Raw genomic sequence first — 20004 nt, forward strand, 5'->3', positions numbered from 1 at the left:
ACGAGAGGCCACCACCCATGACCAGCAAGAAGATCGGCGACGTCATCCTGGACGTCAAGAACATCAGCCTCAGGTTCGGCGGCGTCAAGGCGCTGACCGACATCTCGTTCGACGTGCGCGAGCACGAGATCCGCTCCATCATTGGCCCCAACGGCGCGGGCAAGAGCTCCATGCTCAACTGCATCAACGGGGTCTACACGCCGCAGGAGGGCTCGATCACCTTCCGCGGCCAGACCTTCAGCCACATGAACAGCCGCCAGGTGGCCGAGATGGGCGTGGCGCGCACCTTCCAGAACCTGGCGCTGTTCAAGGGCATGAGCGTGATCGACAACATCATGACCGGGCGCAACCTCAAGATCAAAAGCAACCTGCTCATGCAGGCGCTGCGCATAGGCCCGGCCGAGCGCGAGGAGATCCGCCACCGCGAGTTCGTCGAGCACATCATCGACTTCCTGGAGATCCAGGCCTGGCGCAAGACCCCCGTGGGCCAGCTGCCCTACGGCCTGCAAAAGCGCGTGGACCTGGGGCGCGCCCTGGCCATGGAGCCGCAGGTGCTGCTGCTCGACGAGCCCATGGCCGGCATGAACGTGGAGGAGAAGCAGGACATGTGCCGCTTCATCCTCGACGTGAACGACGAGTTCGGCACCACCATCGTGCTCATCGAGCACGACATGGGCGTGGTGATGGACATCAGCGACCGCGTGGTGGTGCTGGACTACGGCAAGAAGATCGGCGACGGCGCCCCTGACGAGGTGCGCGACAACGAAGACGTGATCCGCGCCTACCTGGGCACGGCCCACTGAGACAAGCAGGAGCACAGAACATGGGATTTTTCCTCGAAACCCTGATCGGCGGCCTGATGGTGGGCACGCTGTACGCGCTGATCGCCATCGGCTTCGTGCTGATCTTCAAAGCCTCGGGCGTGTTCAACTTCGCGCAAGGGGCGATGGTGCTGTTCTCGGCCCTGGCCATGGCGCGCTTCGCCGAGTGGATTCCCGGCTGGCTGGGCATGGCGCCCGGGCTGGTGGGCAACCTGCTGGCCATCGTGGTCACGCTGGCGCTGATGGTGGTGGTGGCCTGGGTGATCGAGCGCTTCGCCCTGCGCCACCTGGTGAACCAGGAGCCCATCGCGCTGCTGATGGCGACCCTGGGCATCGCCTACCTGCTCGACGGCCTGGGGCCCATGGTGTTCGGCAGCGCGGTCTACAGCATCAACGTGGGCATGCCCAAGGACCCGGTGTTCGTCATGGACGGCCTGATCGAGGGCGGCGTCATGGTCAGCCTGGAGGACCTGTACGCCGCCTGCATCGCCGCGCTGCTGGTGGTGTGCCTGAGCCTGTTCTTCCAGAAGACCAAGACCGGGCGCGCCCTGCGCGCCGTGGCCGACGACCACCAGGCGGCCCAGTCGATCGGCATCCCGCTGTCGCGCATCTGGGTCATCGTGTGGTCGGTGGCCGGCGGCGTGGCCCTGGTGGTGGGCATCATCTGGGGCTCCAAGCTCGGCGTGCAGTACTCGCTGTCGCTGGTGGCCCTCAAGGCCCTGCCGGTGGTGATCCTGGGCGGGCTCACGTCGCTGCCGGGCGCCATCATCGGCGGCCTGATCATCGGCGTGGGCGAGAAGCTCTCCGAGGTCTACATCGGCCCCATGGTGGGCGGCGGCATAGAGACCTGGTTTGCCTACGGCCTGGCGCTGTGCTTCCTGCTGGTGCGGCCCCAGGGGCTGTTCGGCGACAAAATCATTGACCGTGTTTGAGGCCGGAGGGGAAATCCATGTTCTATCGTGAAAACGGCCAGTTCAAGACCAGCTACTCGGCCGACCAGCAGATCTTCGCCGTCACCCAGGACCGCATCGCCATCGGGCTGATCCTGGCCGTGGCCTTCGTGGTCGTGCCCATGGTGGCCAGCGACTATTTCTTCCAGGCCATCCTGATCCCGCTGCTGATCATGTCGCTGGGCGCGCTGGGACTGAACATCCTGGTGGGCTACTGCGGCCAGATCTCGCTGGGCACGGCGGCCTTCATGGCCGTGGGCGCCTATGCGGCCTACAACCTGCAGGCGCGCTTCGACGGCATGCCGCTGCTGCTGGCGCTGATCGGCGGCGGCCTGATCGCCATGGTGTTCGGCGTGGTGTTCGGCCTGCCGTCCCTGCGCATCCGGGGCCTGTACCTGGCCGTGGCCACACTGGCGGCGCAGTTCTTCGTGGACTGGATCACCACCCGCGCCGACTGGGTGACGAACAACTCCTCCTCGGGCTCGGTCAGCGCCAAGGCCCTGGCCATCGCCGGCTGGCAGATCGACACGCCGATGGAGAAGTACCTGCTGTGCCTGGGCATCCTGTGCGTGCTGGGGCTGGCCGCCAAGAACCTGGTGCGCAGCTCGGTGGGGCGCGAATGGATGGCCATGCGCGACATGGACGTGGCCGCCGCCGTGATCGGCATCCGCCCGGTGTACGCCAAGCTGTCGGCCTTCGCCGTGAGCAGCTTCATCGTCGGCATCGCCGGCGCGCTGTGGGGCTTCGTGCACCTGGGCGCCTGGGAGCCCGCGGCCTTCAGCCTGGACAGGTCGCTGCAGCTGCTGTTCATGGTCATCATCGGCGGCCTGGGCTCCATCATGGGCAGCATCTTCGGCGCGGCGTTCTTCATCCTGCTGCCGCTGCTCCTGAACCAGGTGCCGCACTGGCTGGGGCTGCCGATCTCCACGGCCACCGCCACCTACCTGGAGCACATGATCTTCGGCGCGCTGATCGTGTTCTTCCTCATCGTCGAGCCCCACGGCCTGGCCAAGCTGTGGTCCACGGCGCGCCAGAAGCTGCGCGTGTGGCCGTTCCCGCATTGATTTCCCCCCCTGCAGCCCCGCCAGGACTGCCTTTCACAACCCCGAAGGAGACTGAGACCATGATGTTCAAGAAAGCCGCAATCGCTGCCGCCACGGTGGCCGCAGGCATGGGCGCCCTGCTGGGCTCGCCCGCCGCACAGGCGCAGGAGCAGTTCCAGCCGCTGCTGGTGTACCGCACGGGCCAGTTCGCCCCGCTGGGCATTCCATGGGCCGACGGCAAGCAGGACTACCTCAAGCTGGTCAACGCCAGGGGCGGCATCAACGGCGTGAAGATCGCGTTCGAGGAGTGCGAGACCGCCTACGACACGGCCAAGGGCGTGGAGTGCTACGAGCGCCTCAAGAGCCGCCCGGGCGGCACCGCCAGCTTCGACACCCAGTCCACGGGCATCACCTACGCCGTGAGCGACAAGGCGCCCGGCGACAAGGCCACCATCGTCACCGCAGGCTACGGGCTGTCGCAGTCGGCCGACGGCCGGGTGTTCGAGTGGAACTTCCCGCTGCTGGGCACGTACTGGACGGCGGCCGATTCCATCATCCAGGACATCCTGAAGAAGGAGAAGGGCAACCTCAAGGGCAAGAAGATCGCCCTGGTCTACCACGACTCGCCCTACGGCAAGGAGCCCATCCCGCTGCTGGAGAAGCGCGCCGCCAAGGAAGGCTTCGAGCTGCTCAAGCTGCCGGTGACGGCGCCCGGCGTGGAGCAGAAGTCCACCTGGCTGCAGGTGCGCCAGCAGCGCCCCGACTACGTGCTGCTGTGGTCGGCCGGCGTGATGACGCCCACCGCCGTGCGCGAGGCACAGGCCACGGGCTACGCCCGCGACAAGATCTACGGCATCTGGTGGGCCGGCTCGGACCATGACGTCAAGGACATCGGCGCCGGCGCCAAGGGCTACAACACCGTCACCATCCACAACACCGCCGAGCACGACAAGGTGCACGACGAGGTCAAGGCCCAGCTCTACGACAAGGGCCAGGGCACGGCCAAGGATGCCAAGGAGCTCGGCGCCATGGCCCATACGCGCGGCATGGTGATCTCCATGCTGCAGGTCGAGGCCATCCGCACGGCGCAGGAGAAGTTCGGCAAGGGCAAGGTCATGACCTCCGAGCAGGTGCGCTGGGGCCTGGAGAACCTCAACCTGACGCAGGAGCGCCTGAACGAGCTGGGCTTCGGCAAGATCCTCAAGCCGATCAAGACCAGCTGCGAGAACCACATGGGCACCGACTGGTCGCGCATCGCGCAGTGGGATGGCGCCAAGTGGGTGGCGGTCTCCGACTGGTACCAGGCCGACAAGTCCCTGATCGACCCCCTGGTCAAGGAATACGGCGAGAAGTACGCCAAGGAGAAGAACCTCAAGGTGCGCAGCTGCAACTGATCCGATGCGCCCGCCCCTGGTGGGTGCGCACGCGCGCATCCACCAGGCCCGCGCGGCCGCACGATCACAGCAAAATCTGCATCAAACGCTTGCCTGGCAAGCGCCTACAGCTATCAAACCATGAGCATCAGGTGACCCCATGAGCGCTGCCCCCCAACCCACCGCCGCCCCCGCCGCCAGCGCCACGCCGCTGGTGGAGGTCAACGGCATCGAAGTCATCTACAACCACGTGATCCTGGTGCTCAAGGGCGTCTCCCTGAAGGTGCCGCACCACAGCATCGTGGCCCTGCTGGGCGGCAACGGCGCCGGCAAGACCACCACGCTGCGCGCCATCTCCAACCTGCTCAAGGGTGAGCGCGGCGAGGTCACCAAGGGCAGCATCACGCTGGAGGGCGAGCGCATCGAGAACCTCTCGCCCGCCGACCTGGTCAAGCGCGGCGTGGTGCAGGTCATGGAGGGCCGGCACTGCTTCGCCCACCTGACGATCGAGGAGAACCTGCTCACCGGCGCCTACACGCGCAGCGACCGGGGCGAGATCGCCGCCAACCTGGAGAAGGTCTACAGCTACTTCCCGCGCCTGAAGACGCGCCGCACCAGCCAGGCGGCCTACACCTCGGGCGGCGAGCAGCAGATGTGCGCCATCGGCCGCGCCATCATGAGCAACCCGCGCATGGTGCTGCTCGACGAGCCCTCCATGGGCCTGGCGCCGCAGATCGTGGAAGAGGTGTTCAACATCGTGAAGGATCTCAACGCCAAGGAAGGCACGACCTTCCTGCTGGCCGAGCAGAACACCAACATGGCGCTGAAGTACGCGGACTACGGCTACATCATGGAAAGCGGCCGCATCGTCATGGACGGCGCCGCGCAGGACCTGGCCAGCAACGAAGACGTGAAGGAGTTCTACCTGGGCGTCGGCGGTGGCGAGCGCAAGAGCTTCAAGGACGTCAAGAGCTACAAGCGCCGCAAGCGCTGGCTGGCCTAATTACTCTCAAATTAATAGCTGCTAGCGCTTGACAGGCAAGCGCTGGAGGCCGATTTTGCCCTAAACCTCTCCCAACGACAGGAGACCCAGGCATGAGCATGTTCTACGACGCCCTGGAAACCCGCGCCCCCGCCGAGCGTGAAGCCGCCCTCATGGCGGCCCTGCCCCGGCAGATCGCCCACGCCCAGCAGGCCAGCCCCGCCTTCGCCGGCATCCTGGCGGGCGTGGACGCCACCACCATCACCGACCGCGCCGCGCTGGCCCGCCTGCCCGTCACGCGCAAGTACGAACTGCTGGAGCGCCAGCAGGCGCAGCGCGGCCAGAATGCGTTCGGCGGCTTCAGCGCCCTGGCATTCGGGCGTCACATGCCCCGCGTGTTCGCCAGCCCCGGCACCATCTATGAACCCGAGGGCGCGCGGCCGGACTACTGGCGCATGGCACGCGCCATGTATGCCGCGGGGTTTCGCCCCGGCGAGCTGATCCACAACAGCTTCAGCTACCACTTCGTGCCTGCCGGCTCGATGATGGAAACCGGCGCCCACGCACTGGGCTGCACGGTCTTTCCGGGCGGCACGGGGCAGACCGAGCAGCAGGTGCAGGCCATGGCCGAGCTGCGCCCGGCCGGCTACATCGGCACGCCCAGCTTCCTGAAGATCATCCTCGACAAGGCCCACGAACACGGCGTGGCGCTGCCCAGCGTGACCAAGGCGCTGGTCTCGGGCGAGGCCTTCCCGCCCTCGCTGCGCGACTGGCTGGCCGCGCGCGGCGTGACGGGCTACCAGTGCTACGCCACGGCAGACCTGGGCCTGATCGCCTATGAGACCAGCGCGCGCGAAGGCCTGGTGCTGGACGAGGGCGTGATCGTCGAGATCGTGCGCCCGGGCACCGGCGACCCGGTGCCCGAGGGCGAAGTGGGCGAGCTGGTCATCACCACGCTGAACCCCGACTACCCGCTGATCCGCTTCGGCACCGGCGACCTGTCGGCCGTACTGCCGGGCCAGTGCCCCACGGGCCGCACCAACACCCGCATCAAGGGCTGGATGGGCCGCGCGGACCAGACCACCAAAGTGCGCGGCATGTTCGTGCACCCCGGCCAGATTGCCAGCGTGGTCAAGCGCTTCCCCCAGGTGCAGCGCGCGCGGCTGGTGGTCAGCGGCGAGATGGCCAACGACCAGATGGTGCTGCAGGTGGAGACCACGGAAACCGCCGCAGGCATGGCCCAGCAACTGGCCGAAGCGCTGCGCGAAGTGACCAAGCTGCGCGGCGACGTGCAGATGGTGCCTCCCGGCAGCCTGCCCAACGACGGCAAGGTCATCGAAGACGCGCGCAGCTACCGCTGATGCCCCGCGGGGCGGCCGGCCGGCGCCGTGCGTCGCCACGGCGTCGTGCGCGGCACACAAGCCGCCCGCAGCCGCGTCAACCCCCTGGGGTCAAACGTCGCCCATTTGTCAGGCGGTGCGGCCTCGGGGGTTTCCTTGATGTCCGGCACGCCGTTTCTCTCTATGATTGCGCCTCTTTTCCAAGGAGCATCATGAGAACGACATTCAAGATCGCCGTGGGAGCGGCCGCCATCCTGGCTGCATTCGGCGCATCCGCCCAGGCCTATCCGGTCAAGGACAAGAACATCACCATCGTCGTGCCCTTCTCGGCCGGCGGCCCCACCGACCGCGTGGCCCGTGACCTGGCAGAGGCCCTGCGCAAGCCCCTGGGCGGTGCCACGGTCGTCGTCGAAAACGCCGCCGGTGCAGGCAGCACCATTGGCGCAGCCAAGGTGGCCCGTGCACAGCCGGACGGCTACACCCTGCTGCTGAACCACATCGGCATGGCCACCATCCCCACGCTGTACCGCAAGCTGTCGTTCAACGTGTTGAACGACTTCGAGTTCCTGGGCATCGTCAACGACGTGCCCATGACCATCATCTCGCGCCCGACGCTGGAGGCCAAGAACTACAAGGAATTGGCCACCTGGATTGCGCAGAACAAGGAAAAGGTGAACCTGGGCCACTCCGGCCTGGGCTCGGCCGGCCATCTGTGCGGCCTGATGTTCCAGCACGCGCTGCAGTCGCACATGACGCCCGTGGCCTACAAGGGCGCGGCGCCCGCCATCACCGACCTGATTGGCGGCCAGATCGACCTGATGTGCGACCAGACCACCAACACCACGACGCAGATCGAGGGCAAGAAGGTCAAGGCCTTTGCCGTGACCACCAACCAGCGCCTGACGATGCCGTCGCTCAAGGACTTGCCGACGCTGCAGGAAAGCGGCCTGAAAGACTTCAACGTCTCCGTCTGGCATGGCCTGTATGCCCCCAAGGGCACGCCCGCCGCCGTGCTGACGCGCATCAACGAAGCGCTGCAAGTGGCCGTGAAGGATCCTGACTTCATCAAGAAGCAGGAAGGCCTGGGCGCCGTGGTGGTGGCCGACAAGCGCGTGCTGCCGGCCGAACACAAGAAGTTCGTGCAGTCTGAAATCGAAAAGTGGGGCATGGTGATCAAGGCAGCCGGCACTTACGCCGACTGATCTGCGCCAGCGCGGCGGGCGCGTCCGTCTGCCCGCCTTTCCTGCCAACGCCCGGTGCCCGCGCACCGGGCGTTTTTTCATGGGAACTGCGGGTAATCCTGCTGCCCCTGCGCGGCTGCGGCGCCTACAACCGAAGCCTTCTTTCACGCTTTTTGGAAAGACCGCATGCCGCACACATCCACCCCACGCCGCACCCCACCGCGCCGCCAGGCCCTGCACGCCATCGCGGCGCTTCTTGCATTGGGCCTGGGCGCCACGGGCGCCGCGTATGCCCAAGCCAGCCCATGGCCGGCCAAGCCGGTCCGCATCGTGGTGCCGTTCGCCGCCGGGGGTACCACCGACATCCTGGCGCGCGCCATTGCGCCCGAGCTGGGCAAGGCCTTTGGCCAGCAGTTCATCGTGGACAACCGCGGCGGCGCGGGAGGCAACATCGGTGCCGAACTGGTGGCCAGGTCCGCCCCTGACGGATACACGCTGCTGATGGGCACCGTGGGCACGCATGGCATCAACCGCGCGCTGTACAAGCAGTTGCCCTACGACCCGATCAAGGACTTCGCGCCCGTCACGCTTGTCGCGTCGGTGCCCAACGTGATGGTCATGAACACCGAGAAGGCGCGCAGCCTGGGCATCAACAACGTGCAGGACTTCATCCGCTATGCCCAAGCCAACCCGGGCAAGCTCAACATGGCGTCCAGCGGCAACGGCACCTCGATCCACCTGGCCGGCGAGCTGTTCAAGAGCATGACCGGCACCTACATGCTGCACATGCCCTACCGCGGGTCTGCGCCCGCGCTGCTGGACATGGTGGGCGGCAACATGGACGTGATGTTCGACAACTTGCCCTCCTCCATGGCCCATATCAAGGGCGGCAAGCTCAAGGCGCTGGCGGTCACCAGCGCGAAACGCTCCACCGCCCTGCCCGACGTCCCCACGGTGGAAGAGGCCGGCGGCCCCGCGCTCAAGGGCTTCGAAGCCAGTTCATGGTTCGGACTGCTGGCGCCCGCGGGCACGCCGGCCGACATCGTCCAGCGCGTCCAGCAGGAGGTGGCCAAGGCGCTGGCCACCCCTGCCGTCAAGGAGCGACTGCTGTCCCAGGGAGCGATTCCCGGCGGCAATACCAGCGCCGAATTTGCCAGCCTGATCGACCGCGAGCACCGCAAGTGGGCGCAGGTGGTGAAGGCGTCGGGTGCGAAGGTGGATTGAAGAGCGGATGCGCGCGCCCGCCAGGGCGCGCTGCGCGTCACCAGACCACGTCGCAATCCTCGGCGGCGCTGCGGCGCAGCATGTCGATGAAGGGCGCCGCGCGCTGGCGCAGGCGCACGCCGTCGCCGCGAGGGGCCTCTTCCTCGGTCTGATCGTCCTCGTCCGGGGCGGTGGCCGCTGCAGCGGCCTCTTCAACCGCTACCGCCTCTTCCAGCGCGCGGATGGCGGCAGGAATCTGCGCGGCGGTGATGATGCCGTGCGGCTCATTCGGCGACTTGCCGATGATCTCCAGCAGCTGTTTGCCATTGGGCTCCAGCATGATGACGTCGGCGGTGGCGCGGGATTTGAATTTGAAAAGCATCGAAGTTCCAGGACAAAGGATCAGTGGGTGGCCGCAGGGCCTTCGTACATGTAGGCGCGGCTGAAAGGATAGTCGGACTGCGCACCCTTGAGCACGCCATCTTCCACGTGGCCCGTGGGCCGCACGGCCAGCATCTGGTGCAGCGCGGTCCAGCCGCGCTCGAAGGCCAGGGCGCAGCCCGCCAGGTACAGCCGGTAGGCGCGCAGGGCCTTCTCGCCGCGTTCCTTGCCGTGCTGCGCGACCAGCACGCTGCGCGCCTCGTCCTGACGGGCCTCCAGCGCATCCGACCAGGCCCACAGCGTGCGGGCGTAGTGGGGGCGCAGGTTCTCGGTGTCCACCATCTCCAGCCCGGCCCGGGCCATGTCGTGCAGCACCGCGCTCACATGCAGTAGTTCGCCGCCGGGGAAGATGTAGCGCTCGATGAAATCGCCCAAGCCGGCGCCCAGCCGGGGGTTGTCCAGCCCGCCCGACGTGATGCCGTGGTTGAGCAGCAGGCCGCCCGGGCGCAGCAGACGGTGCACGGTGGCGAAGTACCGCTCCATCTGCGAACGGCCCACATGTTCGAACATGCCGACCGAGGCAATCTTGTCGAACGGCTGCTCCACCTGCAGTTCGCGGTAGTCCAGCAACTGCATGCGCACACGACCCTGCAGGCCGCGCTCCGCGATGAGCCGCTGCACATGCGCATGCTGGTTGCGCGACAGCGTGATGCCCGTGGCGTCCACACCATACTCCTGCGCGGCCCACAGCAGCAGCCCGCCCCAGCCGGCGCCAATGTCCAGAAAGCGGTCGCCGGGACGCAGCAGGAGCTTGCGGCAGATGTGGTCCAGCTTGGCCTCCTGTGCCTGGGCCAAGCTCATGTCAGGCGTGCGGTAATAGGCGCAGGAATAGACGCGCCGCGGGTCCAGCCACAGGGCGTAGAAGTCGTCGGACAGGTCGTAGTGGAACTGGATATTGCGTGCGTCATGGGACAGGGTGTGCGCCGCCATCGAGCGCGCACGCAGCAACACGCGCTGCCACCCAGTCGCCGGTCCCTCGTGCGTGGGGTTCTGCTTGAGCAGCGCCGCGGCCGCCGTCATCAACTGGCGCATGCTGCCTTCCAACGCTACGCGGCCTTCGACGATGGCCGCGCCCACGTTGCCAATCTCACCCATGGCCAGGGCCACCACGGCCATGCGGTCGCGAAAACGCAACCGCAGGTCGGCATTGGCGTCACCCAGGCGCGCGCCGTCGGGCAGTTCGACAGCTACCCCTACAGGGGAAAGCGCCAGGCTGGCCTCCAGGGAGTGGAGCAGATGCTTCATGACATGTCCCTCGGTCTCCATGACAACTGCCATTCTTGAAGGGCGCGGGCAGGCCCGTCAATAGGCGCTGGCCGACATGCCGGCAAGGTGCTGTCTGACAGATGCCGCGCGCACTGGCACCGGCAATGCCGCGGCAAAATTGCCGTGGATCTCCCGCCAGACAAGCGCCACCAGCTCATTTATTAATAGCAGATTTGGTGTCACGCCTGGCACACCCCTCGGCCTTGGAAGGGCGCTCGCGGCTATGGCCTAATAGGGAGTTTTCACCGTTTTCATTTCAGGAGCCATCATGGGCAACAAAATCGTCACCGAAGCCGACCGCAAGCGCACTCCCCGTCCCACCCCCATGCCCGGCATGGCAGTGACCACCCACGGCCGCGGCCAGCGCGTGAGCCTGGAGCGCGGCGTGGCCACGCGCAGCAAGAAAAACCCTGGCAAGCGCAGCAACAAGGGCGGCTGATCGCCCCTTTTTGCCCGGCTTAGCCTGCAAGCCCTCTTCGGAGGGCTTTTTCATGGGCGGCACTGCACGCCGCCCGTGCCGCACAATCGCCGCATTCCCGCTACCGGAAGGCCCCATGCCCCAGACGCCCGCGCCACTGTCTCCCGAAGATGCCGCCGCGCTGTACCAGGCCCTGCGCGCCGAGGGCATGGCCGACGCCCTCACCACGCTGCACATCGGTGGCGCGCACACGCGGCTGCTGAGCGGCGCCGCAGACGCGCCCGCGCTGCTGCGCACGCTGGACATCGGCGCGCGCGTGACGGCCACCACCTGCTTTGCCCACCAGCCGCCCACGGAGGCCGAGATGGAGCACGCGATCATGCTGGTGGAAGATGCGGTGATGCCGGTGCGCGACCTGCTGGCGCCCGGCTCCACGCTCTACACAGCCGACGGCGGCATACGCCAGATCGCGCTGGCTGCGGGCCTGCCGGCGCAGCCGGAGTTGCACCTGTCGCTGGAAGCGGTGGAGGACACCTTCAACCGCCTGGCCGCCCTCAGCCTGGGGCGCCCCGCCACGCAAGACACCCTTGCGCAGGACAACGCCTTCGCGGCCACGCTGCTCATCCTGCGCGAGTGCCTGCACCATCTGGGGTTTGACCACATCGTGGTCCGGTCCGACGCGGTGGTTTAGGGCCTGTTCACACTATTTTTGCCAGTGCGAATAGCGTGAGCAGGCCTTAAGCCGGCTTTGGGGCGCGCATCAGCCCGCAGCGGGGGGTGTGAACGCGGCGCGCGCGGCCTCTGCCGCAGCGCGTGCGCCGCAGCCCTCCAGGTGGTCGTTGACCAGCCCCATGGCCTGCATGAAGGCATACATGGTGGTCGGACCCACGAAGCTGAACCCACGCTTCTTCAAATCCTTGGACAGCGCCACCGACGCCGCCGAGGTGGTCATCGCACGCACCGCAGGCAGCGTCATGCGCTCGGGCCGCTGCTGCGCGGCCAGGGGCGCATAACGCCACACATAGTGCGCCAGCGACCCGAACTCGCGGCGCAGCTCCAGCACGCGGCGCGCATTGTTGATGGCCGACTCGATCTTGCCGCGGTGGCGCACGATACCGGCGTTGCCCATCAGCTGGTCCACCTCGGCAGCGCCGAAGTCCGCCAGCGGCTCGGCCTCGAACTGCGCCAGCGCCGCGCGGAAGGCCTCGCGCTTGTTCAGGATGGTGAGCCACGACAAGCCGGCCTGGAACCCCTCCAGGCAGAGCTTCTCGAACAGGCGGCGCTCGTCCGTCACCGGGAAGCCCCATTCGTGGTCGTGGTAGTGCCGGTACAGCGGGCTGGCGCGGCACCAGAAGCAGCGCGCATGGCCGCCCTCGTCGGTGAACAGGCCACTGGCCTCGCCTGAGGAGGAGGGTTCGATGGTTTCGAGCATGGGGGCATTGTGGGGGTTGGGTCGCATGGCGCAAGAACGTCTTGCTATGCTTGGCCGCACCCGCCTCCGCCACCATGAGCACATCCACCCCATCGCCCCGGCGCCCGTGGCCGCTGCTGGCAGCCGCGCTGCTGCTAGGCGGCTGCGCCCAGTCGGGCGGCACGTTGGGCTACTACTGGCAGTCCCTGCGCGGGCACCTGGAGATCATGAACGCCGCACGCCCGGTGCAGGAGTGGATCACCCACCCTGACACCTCCGCGCCGCTGCGCGAGCGGCTGCAGCTGGCCCAGCGCGCCCGGGCGTTCGCGGTGGACGAGCTGGCCCTGCCCGACAACGCCAGCTACCGCCGCTATGCGCGCCTGGACCGCACGGCTGCCGTGTGGAACGTGGTGGCGGCGGGCCCTTATTCGCTCACGCTGCACCGCTGGTGCTTTCCGATCACCGGCTGCATCGGCTACCGCGGCTACTTCGACGAGCCCGGCGCACGGGCCGAGGCCGCGCGCCTGGCGGCCACCGGACTGGAGGTCAGCGTGTACGGCGTACCCGCGTATTCCACGCTGGGCTACAGCAACTGGATGGGGGGCGACCCGCTGCTGTCCACCTTCATCGGCTGGCCGGAGGGCGACTTCGTGCGGCTGTTGCTGCACGAATTGGCGCACCAGGTGGCGTATGCCGAGGGCGATACCGCGTTCAACGAATCCTACGCCACGGCAGTGGAGCGGCTGGGCGTGCAGCGCTGGCTGCAGCAGCACGCCACCCCGGCCACCCGCGCCCAGTTCGCGGCCAGCGAGGAGCGCCGCGCGCAATGGCGCGCGCTGACCCAGGCAACGCGCCAGCGGCTGGCCGAGATTTATGCATCAAATGGGGCTGTAGCGCCCGACCATCAAGCGCTATCAGCTATGAAAAAAGAAGCAATGCAGGACTTCCGCGCGGCCTATGCCACGCTGCGCGCGCGCTGGCTGGCCGCACACGTCCCCGAGGCACAGCTGGCGACGCTGGACCGTTGGGTGCGCGATGCCAACAACGCCAGCTTCGCCGCGCAGGCGGCTTATGACGAAGGGGTGCCCGCGTTCATGGCGCTGTTCGAGCGCGAGGGGCGCGACTGGCGGCGCTTTCATGCAGCCGTGCGGGCGCTGGCCCAGGCGCCGCAGGCCGAGCGCACCGCCGCGCTGCAGGCGCTGGCGCCACAGCCGCCCCGGGTGGCCCACGGCGGAGGCTGACGCCGCGTTGCCCGCCCCCGCGTGCCTGCTGCGGCTTCGCGGCCTGGGGGACGGTTGGCCCGCACGCTGGCGGGCCCACAGCGCTCAGCCGTGCAGGGATTCGATCAAGTCGATGTACTGCTGCTTGGCCGCGTCGCCGGACGTTCCCTTGAGCTTTTCCCAGGCGTCCCACTTGGCGCGGCCCACGATGTCAGAGAAGCTCGGCTTCTTCTCGGCGTTGTCGCCGGCGGTGGCCTGCTTGTACAACGCATAGATCTTCAGCAGCGTCGGGTTGTCGGGGCGCTCGCTGAGGTTCTTGGAATTGGCCACGGCGGCCTCGAAGGTGGCGTTCAGATCGGACATGGAGTGTCTCCGGTTCAGGGTTGGTATCGCCGCACAGTGTAGTCAAAACACGAACGACCGTTCTTTTTTAAAGCCTCCCCAGGGTCACGCCATGCACAGCCCATCCACGGCCTGGAACAGCACCTGCCGCGCCTGGCTGATCACCTGGCCCTTCCAGGCGTTGGTGTCGGTGTAGAAGGCCTCGCGCATCTGGGCATGGACCCGCGCGGCCAGGGCGGGCGATGCCTCGGGATGCCGGTGCAGCCAATGGTCCGCCCGCAGCGCCTGCAGCACGGCGGGCGCGGGCTGCGTGCCGAACTCCAGCGTGAGGGCCGTGACCTCCGCCTGCGGGCACTCGTCATAGGCGCTGTGGCACATCAGCCCCGTGAGCGGCGCAGAGGTGGAGGAGCCGTCTTCGGTGGACGTGACCGGCGTGGCGCCGCCCCCGTCCCACCAGCGGCGCGCACGCGCCAGGGCCTGCGCCTCGTCGCGCCCCGCATGGATGCGCTCGCCATGGCCGCTCGGCCCCAGGCCCGTGTGCAGGTCCACCCAGGCGATGCGTTCGGCGCGCGCGCCCTCGCGGCGCAGCACGGCGCGCAACGTGCGGTTGCTCCAGGTGGGCGCCGTGCCGCCGAAGTACAGGCCGTCGGGGTGCTGGTACTGCCCGCGGGTGATCGCCGCCTGCAGCGCCTGCAAGCCGTGCGCATTCAGCAGATCGAGCAAGGCCTGCGTATTGGCCTCGCCGGGCGGCCATTCGGGCGGCAACAAAACGGGGTGCAGCGCACTGTAGGCGGGGTTGGCCGGCAACGGCTGGCTGAAGTCCACGAAGTTGCGATTCAGGTCCACGTTTTCGTGCGTCACGCGGCGCAGGTGGGCGAAGCCGTACGGGTTGAGCGCATGCAGGTAGAGCACGGCCACACGCTGCGCCCGTGCCTTGGCGCGCCACTCGCCATCCTGCAGCGCGAACACCTGCACGCCGCTGCCGCACAAGCCCTCCACGCCGTGGCAGCCGCTGCTCACGATGAGCAGACGGGGCGCGTCAAGCGGCCCATCCCGCACCACGTCCAGCGCCAGCGTTTCGCCATTGGGGCCGCACAGCGGATGCACCTGCGGCTGCAGCGCCAGGCCGGCCACCGCCGCGGCGCCAACAAATTGGGCCCGCGCCTGTGCGTAACTTGCGGCGAACGCCTGCGGGATACCGATCATCGAAACCCCCTTTGGACATGTAAAAAAGGCCCCACCGCGCAACGGTGGAGCCTGGGCATGTCAGCCGTGTGAATGCCGCCTCACGGGGACCCGGAACCTCTCAGGCCGTGGGCTGTGCCAGCCATTGGCGCGCCAGTTCCACCCAATAGGTGCCGCCCAGCGGAATCAGCGCATCGTTGAAGTCGTAGCTGGGGTTGTGCAGCGTGCAGGGACCGCCGCCGTGGCCCATGGCGCGGTGGTCGCCGTCGCCGTTGGCGATGAACACATAGGCGCCCGGCTTGGCCTGCAGCATGAAGGAGAAATCCTCCGCGCCCCCGGTGGGCTCCTGCGCCAGCACCTTGTCTTCACCCACGATGCCCACCATCACCTGGCGCGCGAACTCGGCCTCGGCCGGCGAGTTGATGGTGGGGGGGTAATTGCGCACGAACTCGAATTCGCAGCGCGCCTCGAACGCGGCGCAGGTGTGCTCGGCCACCTGCCGCATGCGGCGCTCGATCATGTCCAGCAGCTCGGTGGAGAAGGTGCGCACCGTGCCCTGCAGCTCGCAGCTGTCGGGCACTACGTTGGTGGCCTCGCCGGCGTGGATCATCGTCACCGAGATCACGCCCGCCTCGATGGGCTTCTTGTTGCGGCTGATGATGTTCTGGAACGCCTGCACCATCTGGCAGGCCACGGGCACGGGGTCGATGCCCATGTGCGGCATGGCGCCGTGGCTGCCCTTGCCGCGGATGGTGATCTTGAACTCATTGCTTGACGCCATCACCGGGCCGGGGCTCACGGCAAAGCTGCCGGCCGGCATACCCGGCCAGTTGTGCATGCCGAACACCGCCTGCATGGGGAACTGCTCAAACAGGCCGTCCTTGATCATCTCGCGTGCGCCGCCGCCGCCCTCTTCCGCCGGCTGGAAGATCAAATACACGGTGCCGTCGAAGTCGCGGTGCTTGGAGAAATACTGCGCCGCCGCCAACAGCATGGCCGTGTGGCCGTCGTGGCCGCAGGCGTGCATCCGGCCCTGGTGCTTGCTCGCATGCGCGAAGGTGTTGAACTCCTGCATGGGCAGGGCGTCGATGTCTGCGCGCAGGCCCACGGCGCGGCCGCAGGCACCGCCGTCACGGCCGTGCACGATGCCCACCACACCGGTGGTGCCCAGGCCGCGGTGGATGGGGATGCCCCATTCGGTGAGCTTGGCCGCGATCACGTCGGCCGTGCGCACCTCCTGAAAGCACAGTTCGGGATGGGCATGGATGTCGCGCCGCACCTCGGCGATGGCGGCCGCTTCGCGGGCGATGGAGTCGATGATGTTCATGGGGATCGGGCCTGTCGTCCTGGGAATGCCACAGTCTAGCCGTGCTCCCCGATCCGCGCCGAAGCGGGCCCGAAGCCCCTGCGACCCGCCGATGGCGCCGGCGGGCGAGGAGCGCTCAGGTGCGCACGCGGCCGTCGCCGGTGAGCATGGACATCTCCACGAAGCGCGAGCCCTCATGGTCGGACGGGCTGAAGTTGACCGTAAAGCCGCCCACCGAACCGCGCATGGATTCCAGCCCCGCCACCAGGCTCTCGCGCGTGAGCTTGCCGCTGGCGTGCGCCTGCGCGTTGCGCAGCCCCTCGATGAAGACGCGCGCGGCCAGGTAGCCCTCCATGCTGGAGTAGTTGGCCTGCACGTTGCCGCCCTTCTTGATGGCCTCTTGGAATTCACGCGTGATCTGGCGCGACTGTTGGTAGGGCGAAGGCACCACCTGCGACACCACCACGCCCGCGCCGTTGGCGCCCAGCGCATCCGCCAGCGCCTGCGTGCCCACGAAGGACACGTTGTAGAACTTGCCGCCGTATCCCGCCTTGCGCGCGGCCAGCACGAACGCCGCACTGGCGGCATAGGCACCGATCTGCACGATGGCCACGGGCTGCGCCGCCACCAGCGGCGCCACGGCAGCCGTCACGTTGGCGGAGTTGCGCGCCACCGTGCCGGTCGCCACGGGCGCCAGCTTGCGCGTGGCCAGTGCACGGGTCACGGCGTCCAGGCCAGCCTTGCCATAGGCGTCGTCCTGGTAGAAGACGCCGATACGGTCCAGCCCCAGGTTGGTGAGCTGGCGCACGATGAGCTCGGCCTCGTCCGCGTAGGAGGCGCGCACGTGGAAGGCCAGGCGGTTGAACGGCTGGCGCAGGGATTCCGCGCCCGTGACGGGCGCGAAGAATGGCACCTTGGCCTGCGTGAACAGTGGTTGCGCGGCCAGGCTGGTGGGCGTGCCCACGTAGCCAAAGAGGGCCAGCACGTCCTCATTGATCAGGCGGCGCGTGTTCTCGGCGCAGCGGTCGGGCTCGTAGCCGTCGTCCAGCGAACGCAGCTCGATGGTGCGCCGCCCGATGCCACCCTGGGCGTTGACCTGGTCGAACGCCAGCTTGGCACCCGCCTGGAACTGCAGGCCCAATTGGCTGGCAGCCCCGGTCAGGGCCGCGGATTGGCCCAGCACAATGCGCGTCTCGCTCTGCGCGCGCGCCAGGGATGCGCCGGTCAGCAGGGCCGCGCCCATCCCTGCCGAGAATTGCCGGCGGCTCAACCGCGTTGAATGCATAGAAAACCCTCAGAGTAAACCATTATTGAAATAAATAAGGCACTGCGTTAAACGGAGTGCCCGGCGCGAAGTTTACCGAAGCCCGTTTCCCCCGGTTCATCCCTCACCAAAGTCCCCACACATGCTCCCGACTCCCGTCCCCGACGCTTCGGCCACCCACCAGGTGCGCGGCGCCTGCCCCCACGACTGTCCCGACACCTGCGCCCTGCTCACCGCCGTGGAGAACGGCCGCGCCGTGCGTGTGCAAGGCAACCCGGCGCATGCGCAGACCGGTGGCGTGCTGTGCGCCAAGGTGTCGAAGTACGCCGAGCGCACCCACCATGCCGAGCGCATCCTCACGCCCCTCAGGCGCTCGGGCCCCAAGGGCAGCGGGCAGTTCACGCCGGTGAGCTGGGACGAAGCGCTGGGGGACATCGCGGCGCGCCTTGCGCACATCGCCGCGCGCGCCCCCCCAGGCCATCCAGCCTTACAGCTACGCGGGCACCATGGGGCTGGTGCAGGGCGAGAGCATGGACCGGCGCTTCTTCCACCGCCTGGGCGCGTCGCTGCTGGCGCGCACCATCTGCGCCACGGCCGGCGGCGAAGGCCTGGTGCACACGCTGGGTGCCAAGGTGGGAATGAAGGTGGAGTTCTTCGCCGGGGCCCAGCTCATCCTGATCTGGGGCAGCAACTCCATCGGCAGCAACCTGCATTTCTGGCGCATCGCGCAGCAGGCCAAGCGCGACGGCGCGCGCCTGGTCTGCATCGACCCGCGCAAGAGCGAGACGGCCGAGAAATGCCATGAGCACCTGCAGCTGCGCCCGGGGACCGACGCCGCGCTGGCCCTGTCGCTGATGCACGAACTGATCGTGCACGACTGGCTGGACCACGACTATCTCGCCCGGCACACGCTGGGCTGGGAGCCACTGCGCGAGCGCGCCCTGCAGTGGCCGCCCGAGCGCGCGGCCGAGGTCTGCGGCCTGCCCGTGGAGCAGATCCGCCGGCTGGCGCACGACTACGGCACCACGCGGCCCGCCGCCATCCGCCTGAACTACGGCGTGCAGCGCGCGCACGGCGGCGCCAACGCGGTGCGCGCCATCGCCAGCCTGCCAGCACTCACGGGCGCCTGGCGCCACCGCGCGGGCGGCGTGCTGCTGTCCAGCTCCGGCAGCTTCCCCGTGGACCGGGCCGCGCTGCAGCGCCCCGACCTGCTGGCGGGCCGCAGCCCGCGCACCATCAACATGGTGACCATCGGCGACGACCTGCTGCGCGACGCATCGCCCAGCTTCGGGCCGAAGATCGAGGCGCTGGTGGTCTACAACAGCAACCCCGTGGCCGTGGCGCCCGACTCCCGCCAAGTGGTGCGCGGCTTTGCGCGCGAGGACCTGTTCACCGTGGTGCTGGAGCACTTCCAGACCGACACGGCCGACTACGCCGACTACATCCTGCCCGCGACCACGCAGTTGGAGCACTGGGACGTGCACCTGGCCTACGGCCACACCGACGTGCTGCTCAACCGGCCCGCGATTGCGCCCCAGGGCCAGGCGCGCAGCAATGCGCAGATCTTCCGCGACCTGGCAGCGCGCATGGGCTTCACCGAACCCTGCTTTGCCGACAGCGACGAGGCGCTGTGCCGCCAGGCCTATGGCGACAGGGTGGACTTCGATCTGCTGCTGGAACAAGGCTTCGCGCCCCTGCCAGTGCCCGATGCGCCATTCGCCGACGGCGGCTTTCCCACGCCCTCGGGCAAGTGCGAGTTCTACAGCCAGCGGCTGGCCGACCAGGGGCTGGATCCGCTGCCGGGCTACGTGCCCAACCACGAGGGCGCGGGCACCTCGGCCGACTACCCGCTGGCCATGATCTCGCCGCCGGCGCGCAACTTCCTCAACTCCACCTTCGTCAATGTGAAGAGCCTGCGCGACATCGAAGGTCGACCGCTGCTGGAGATGCACCCCGAGGACGCCGCCGCGCGCGGCATTGCCGACGGCGCCCTGGTGCGCGTGTTCAACGAGCGCGGCAGCTACGAATGCCACGCCGCGCTCAACGGCCGCGCCCGCCCCGGCGTGGTCAACGGCCTGGGCGTGTGGTGGCGCAAGCTGGGCCACAACGGCACGAACGTCAACGAGCTCACCAGCCAGGCGCTGACGGACATGGGCGCGGGGCCGACGTTCTACGACTGCCGGGTGCAGGTGGAGCCGCTGGCCTCTTAACTATCAAAAAGTGAGCTGATAGCGCTTGACTGTCAAGCGCTACAGCCA

General features: G+C 68.0%; 18 protein-coding genes and 1 pseudogene. 12 read left to right on the top strand and 7 right to left on the bottom strand.

Going from position 1 to position 20004, the window contains the following annotated elements; translation table 11 throughout:
* Positions 1-17 precede the first annotated feature (17 nt).
* The 8 genes from I3K84_RS10680 (at position 18) to I3K84_RS10715 (ending at position 8914) form a co-directional block, all read left to right on the top strand.
* On the top strand, positions 18-803 hold the full coding sequence (locus tag I3K84_RS10680) for an ABC transporter ATP-binding protein (protein ID WP_196994477.1): 786 nt from the start codon (positions 18-20) through the stop codon (positions 801-803).
* A 20-nt stretch (positions 804-823) separates the two neighbouring features.
* Positions 824-1753 (top strand): branched-chain amino acid ABC transporter permease, encoded by a 930-nt coding sequence (locus tag I3K84_RS10685; RefSeq protein ID WP_196994478.1) that lies wholly within the window; start codon positions 824-826, stop codon positions 1751-1753.
* A 17-nt stretch (positions 1754-1770) separates the two neighbouring features.
* A complete protein-coding gene (locus I3K84_RS10690; protein WP_013517442.1) occupies positions 1771-2835 on the top strand; it encodes a branched-chain amino acid ABC transporter permease in 1065 nt (354 codons plus the stop codon).
* 59 nt (positions 2836-2894) lie between these two features.
* Positions 2895-4208, top strand: a complete 1314-nt coding sequence (locus I3K84_RS10695; RefSeq protein WP_196994479.1) for an ABC transporter substrate-binding protein — start codon at positions 2895-2897, stop codon at positions 4206-4208.
* Positions 4209-4347: 139 nt separating this feature from the next.
* Positions 4348-5190 (top strand): ABC transporter ATP-binding protein, encoded by an 843-nt coding sequence (locus I3K84_RS10700; protein WP_196994480.1) that lies wholly within the window; start codon positions 4348-4350, stop codon positions 5188-5190.
* Between the two features lie 92 nt (positions 5191-5282).
* Positions 5283-6530, top strand: coding sequence for a phenylacetate--CoA ligase family protein (locus I3K84_RS10705; RefSeq protein ID WP_011803924.1), 1248 nt, complete (start codon positions 5283-5285; stop codon positions 6528-6530).
* 191 nt (positions 6531-6721) lie between these two features.
* Entirely contained in the window at positions 6722-7711 is a 990-nt protein-coding gene (locus tag I3K84_RS10710; RefSeq protein WP_011803923.1) for a tripartite tricarboxylate transporter substrate-binding protein, read from the top strand.
* A 165-nt stretch (positions 7712-7876) separates the two neighbouring features.
* Positions 7877-8914 (top strand): tripartite tricarboxylate transporter substrate binding protein, encoded by a 1038-nt coding sequence (locus I3K84_RS10715; protein WP_047350248.1) that lies wholly within the window; start codon positions 7877-7879, stop codon positions 8912-8914.
* A 37-nt stretch (positions 8915-8951) separates the two neighbouring features.
* Here I3K84_RS10715 and I3K84_RS10720 read toward each other — a convergent pair whose 3' ends face one another.
* Positions 8952-9275, bottom strand: a complete 324-nt coding sequence (locus tag I3K84_RS10720) for a DUF1840 domain-containing protein (protein ID WP_011803921.1) — start codon at positions 9273-9275, stop codon at positions 8952-8954.
* Positions 9276-9295: 20 nt separating this feature from the next.
* Positions 9296-10579, bottom strand: coding sequence for a class I SAM-dependent methyltransferase (locus I3K84_RS10725; protein WP_011803920.1), 1284 nt, complete (start codon positions 10577-10579; stop codon positions 9296-9298).
* A 289-nt stretch (positions 10580-10868) separates the two neighbouring features.
* On the opposite strand from I3K84_RS10725, the gene I3K84_RS10730 reads away from it, so the two are divergent.
* Positions 10869-11039, top strand: a complete 171-nt coding sequence (locus I3K84_RS10730; RefSeq protein WP_012655490.1) for a hypothetical protein — start codon at positions 10869-10871, stop codon at positions 11037-11039.
* Positions 11040-11154: 115 nt separating this feature from the next.
* Positions 11155-11709 carry a hypothetical protein gene (locus tag I3K84_RS10735; RefSeq protein WP_231403308.1) on the top strand — a complete coding sequence of 185 codons (555 nt, stop codon included), beginning with the start codon at positions 11155-11157 and terminating at the stop codon, positions 11707-11709.
* A 69-nt stretch (positions 11710-11778) separates the two neighbouring features.
* On the opposite strand, the gene I3K84_RS10740 is transcribed toward I3K84_RS10735, so the two are convergent.
* Complete coding sequence (locus I3K84_RS10740; RefSeq protein ID WP_196994482.1) at positions 11779-12450, bottom strand: DNA-3-methyladenine glycosylase I; 672 nt, start codon at positions 12448-12450, stop codon at positions 11779-11781.
* Positions 12451-12524: 74 nt separating this feature from the next.
* Between I3K84_RS10740 and I3K84_RS10745 the strand changes: the two genes are divergently transcribed.
* Positions 12525-13670, top strand: a complete 1146-nt coding sequence (locus I3K84_RS10745) for an aminopeptidase (protein ID WP_196994483.1) — start codon at positions 12525-12527, stop codon at positions 13668-13670.
* Positions 13671-13754: 84 nt separating this feature from the next.
* Here the strand turns inward: I3K84_RS10745 and I3K84_RS10750 are convergent, their stop codons facing one another.
* The 4 genes from I3K84_RS10750 to I3K84_RS10765 all read right to left on the bottom strand — a co-directional run bounded on the left by I3K84_RS10750 (position 13755) and on the right by I3K84_RS10765 (position 17767).
* Positions 13755-14012, bottom strand: a complete 258-nt coding sequence (locus I3K84_RS10750) for an acyl-CoA-binding protein (protein ID WP_196994484.1) — start codon at positions 14010-14012, stop codon at positions 13755-13757.
* Positions 14013-14096: 84 nt separating this feature from the next.
* Positions 14097-15197 carry a M14 family metallopeptidase gene (locus tag I3K84_RS10755; protein WP_196994485.1) on the bottom strand — a complete coding sequence of 367 codons (1101 nt, stop codon included), beginning with the start codon at positions 15195-15197 and terminating at the stop codon, positions 14097-14099.
* Positions 15198-15297: 100 nt separating this feature from the next.
* Positions 15298-16503: a M20 aminoacylase family protein gene (locus tag I3K84_RS10760; protein ID WP_011803913.1), complete on the bottom strand. Its 1206-nt coding sequence runs from the start codon at positions 16501-16503 to the stop codon at positions 15298-15300.
* A gap of 115 nt (positions 16504-16618) precedes the next feature.
* Positions 16619-17767: an ABC transporter substrate-binding protein gene (locus I3K84_RS10765; protein ID WP_196994486.1), complete on the bottom strand. Its 1149-nt coding sequence runs from the start codon at positions 17765-17767 to the stop codon at positions 16619-16621.
* Between the two features lie 121 nt (positions 17768-17888).
* Here I3K84_RS10765 and I3K84_RS10770 point away from each other — a divergent pair.
* Positions 17889-19956 (top strand): annotated as a pseudogene (locus tag I3K84_RS10770) (molybdopterin-dependent oxidoreductase).
* Positions 19957-20004 lie beyond the last annotated feature (48 nt).

This window comes from Diaphorobacter sp. JS3051 (genome assembly GCF_015832135.1).
Lineage (GTDB): Bacteria > Pseudomonadota > Gammaproteobacteria > Burkholderiales > Burkholderiaceae_C > Diaphorobacter > Diaphorobacter nitroreducens.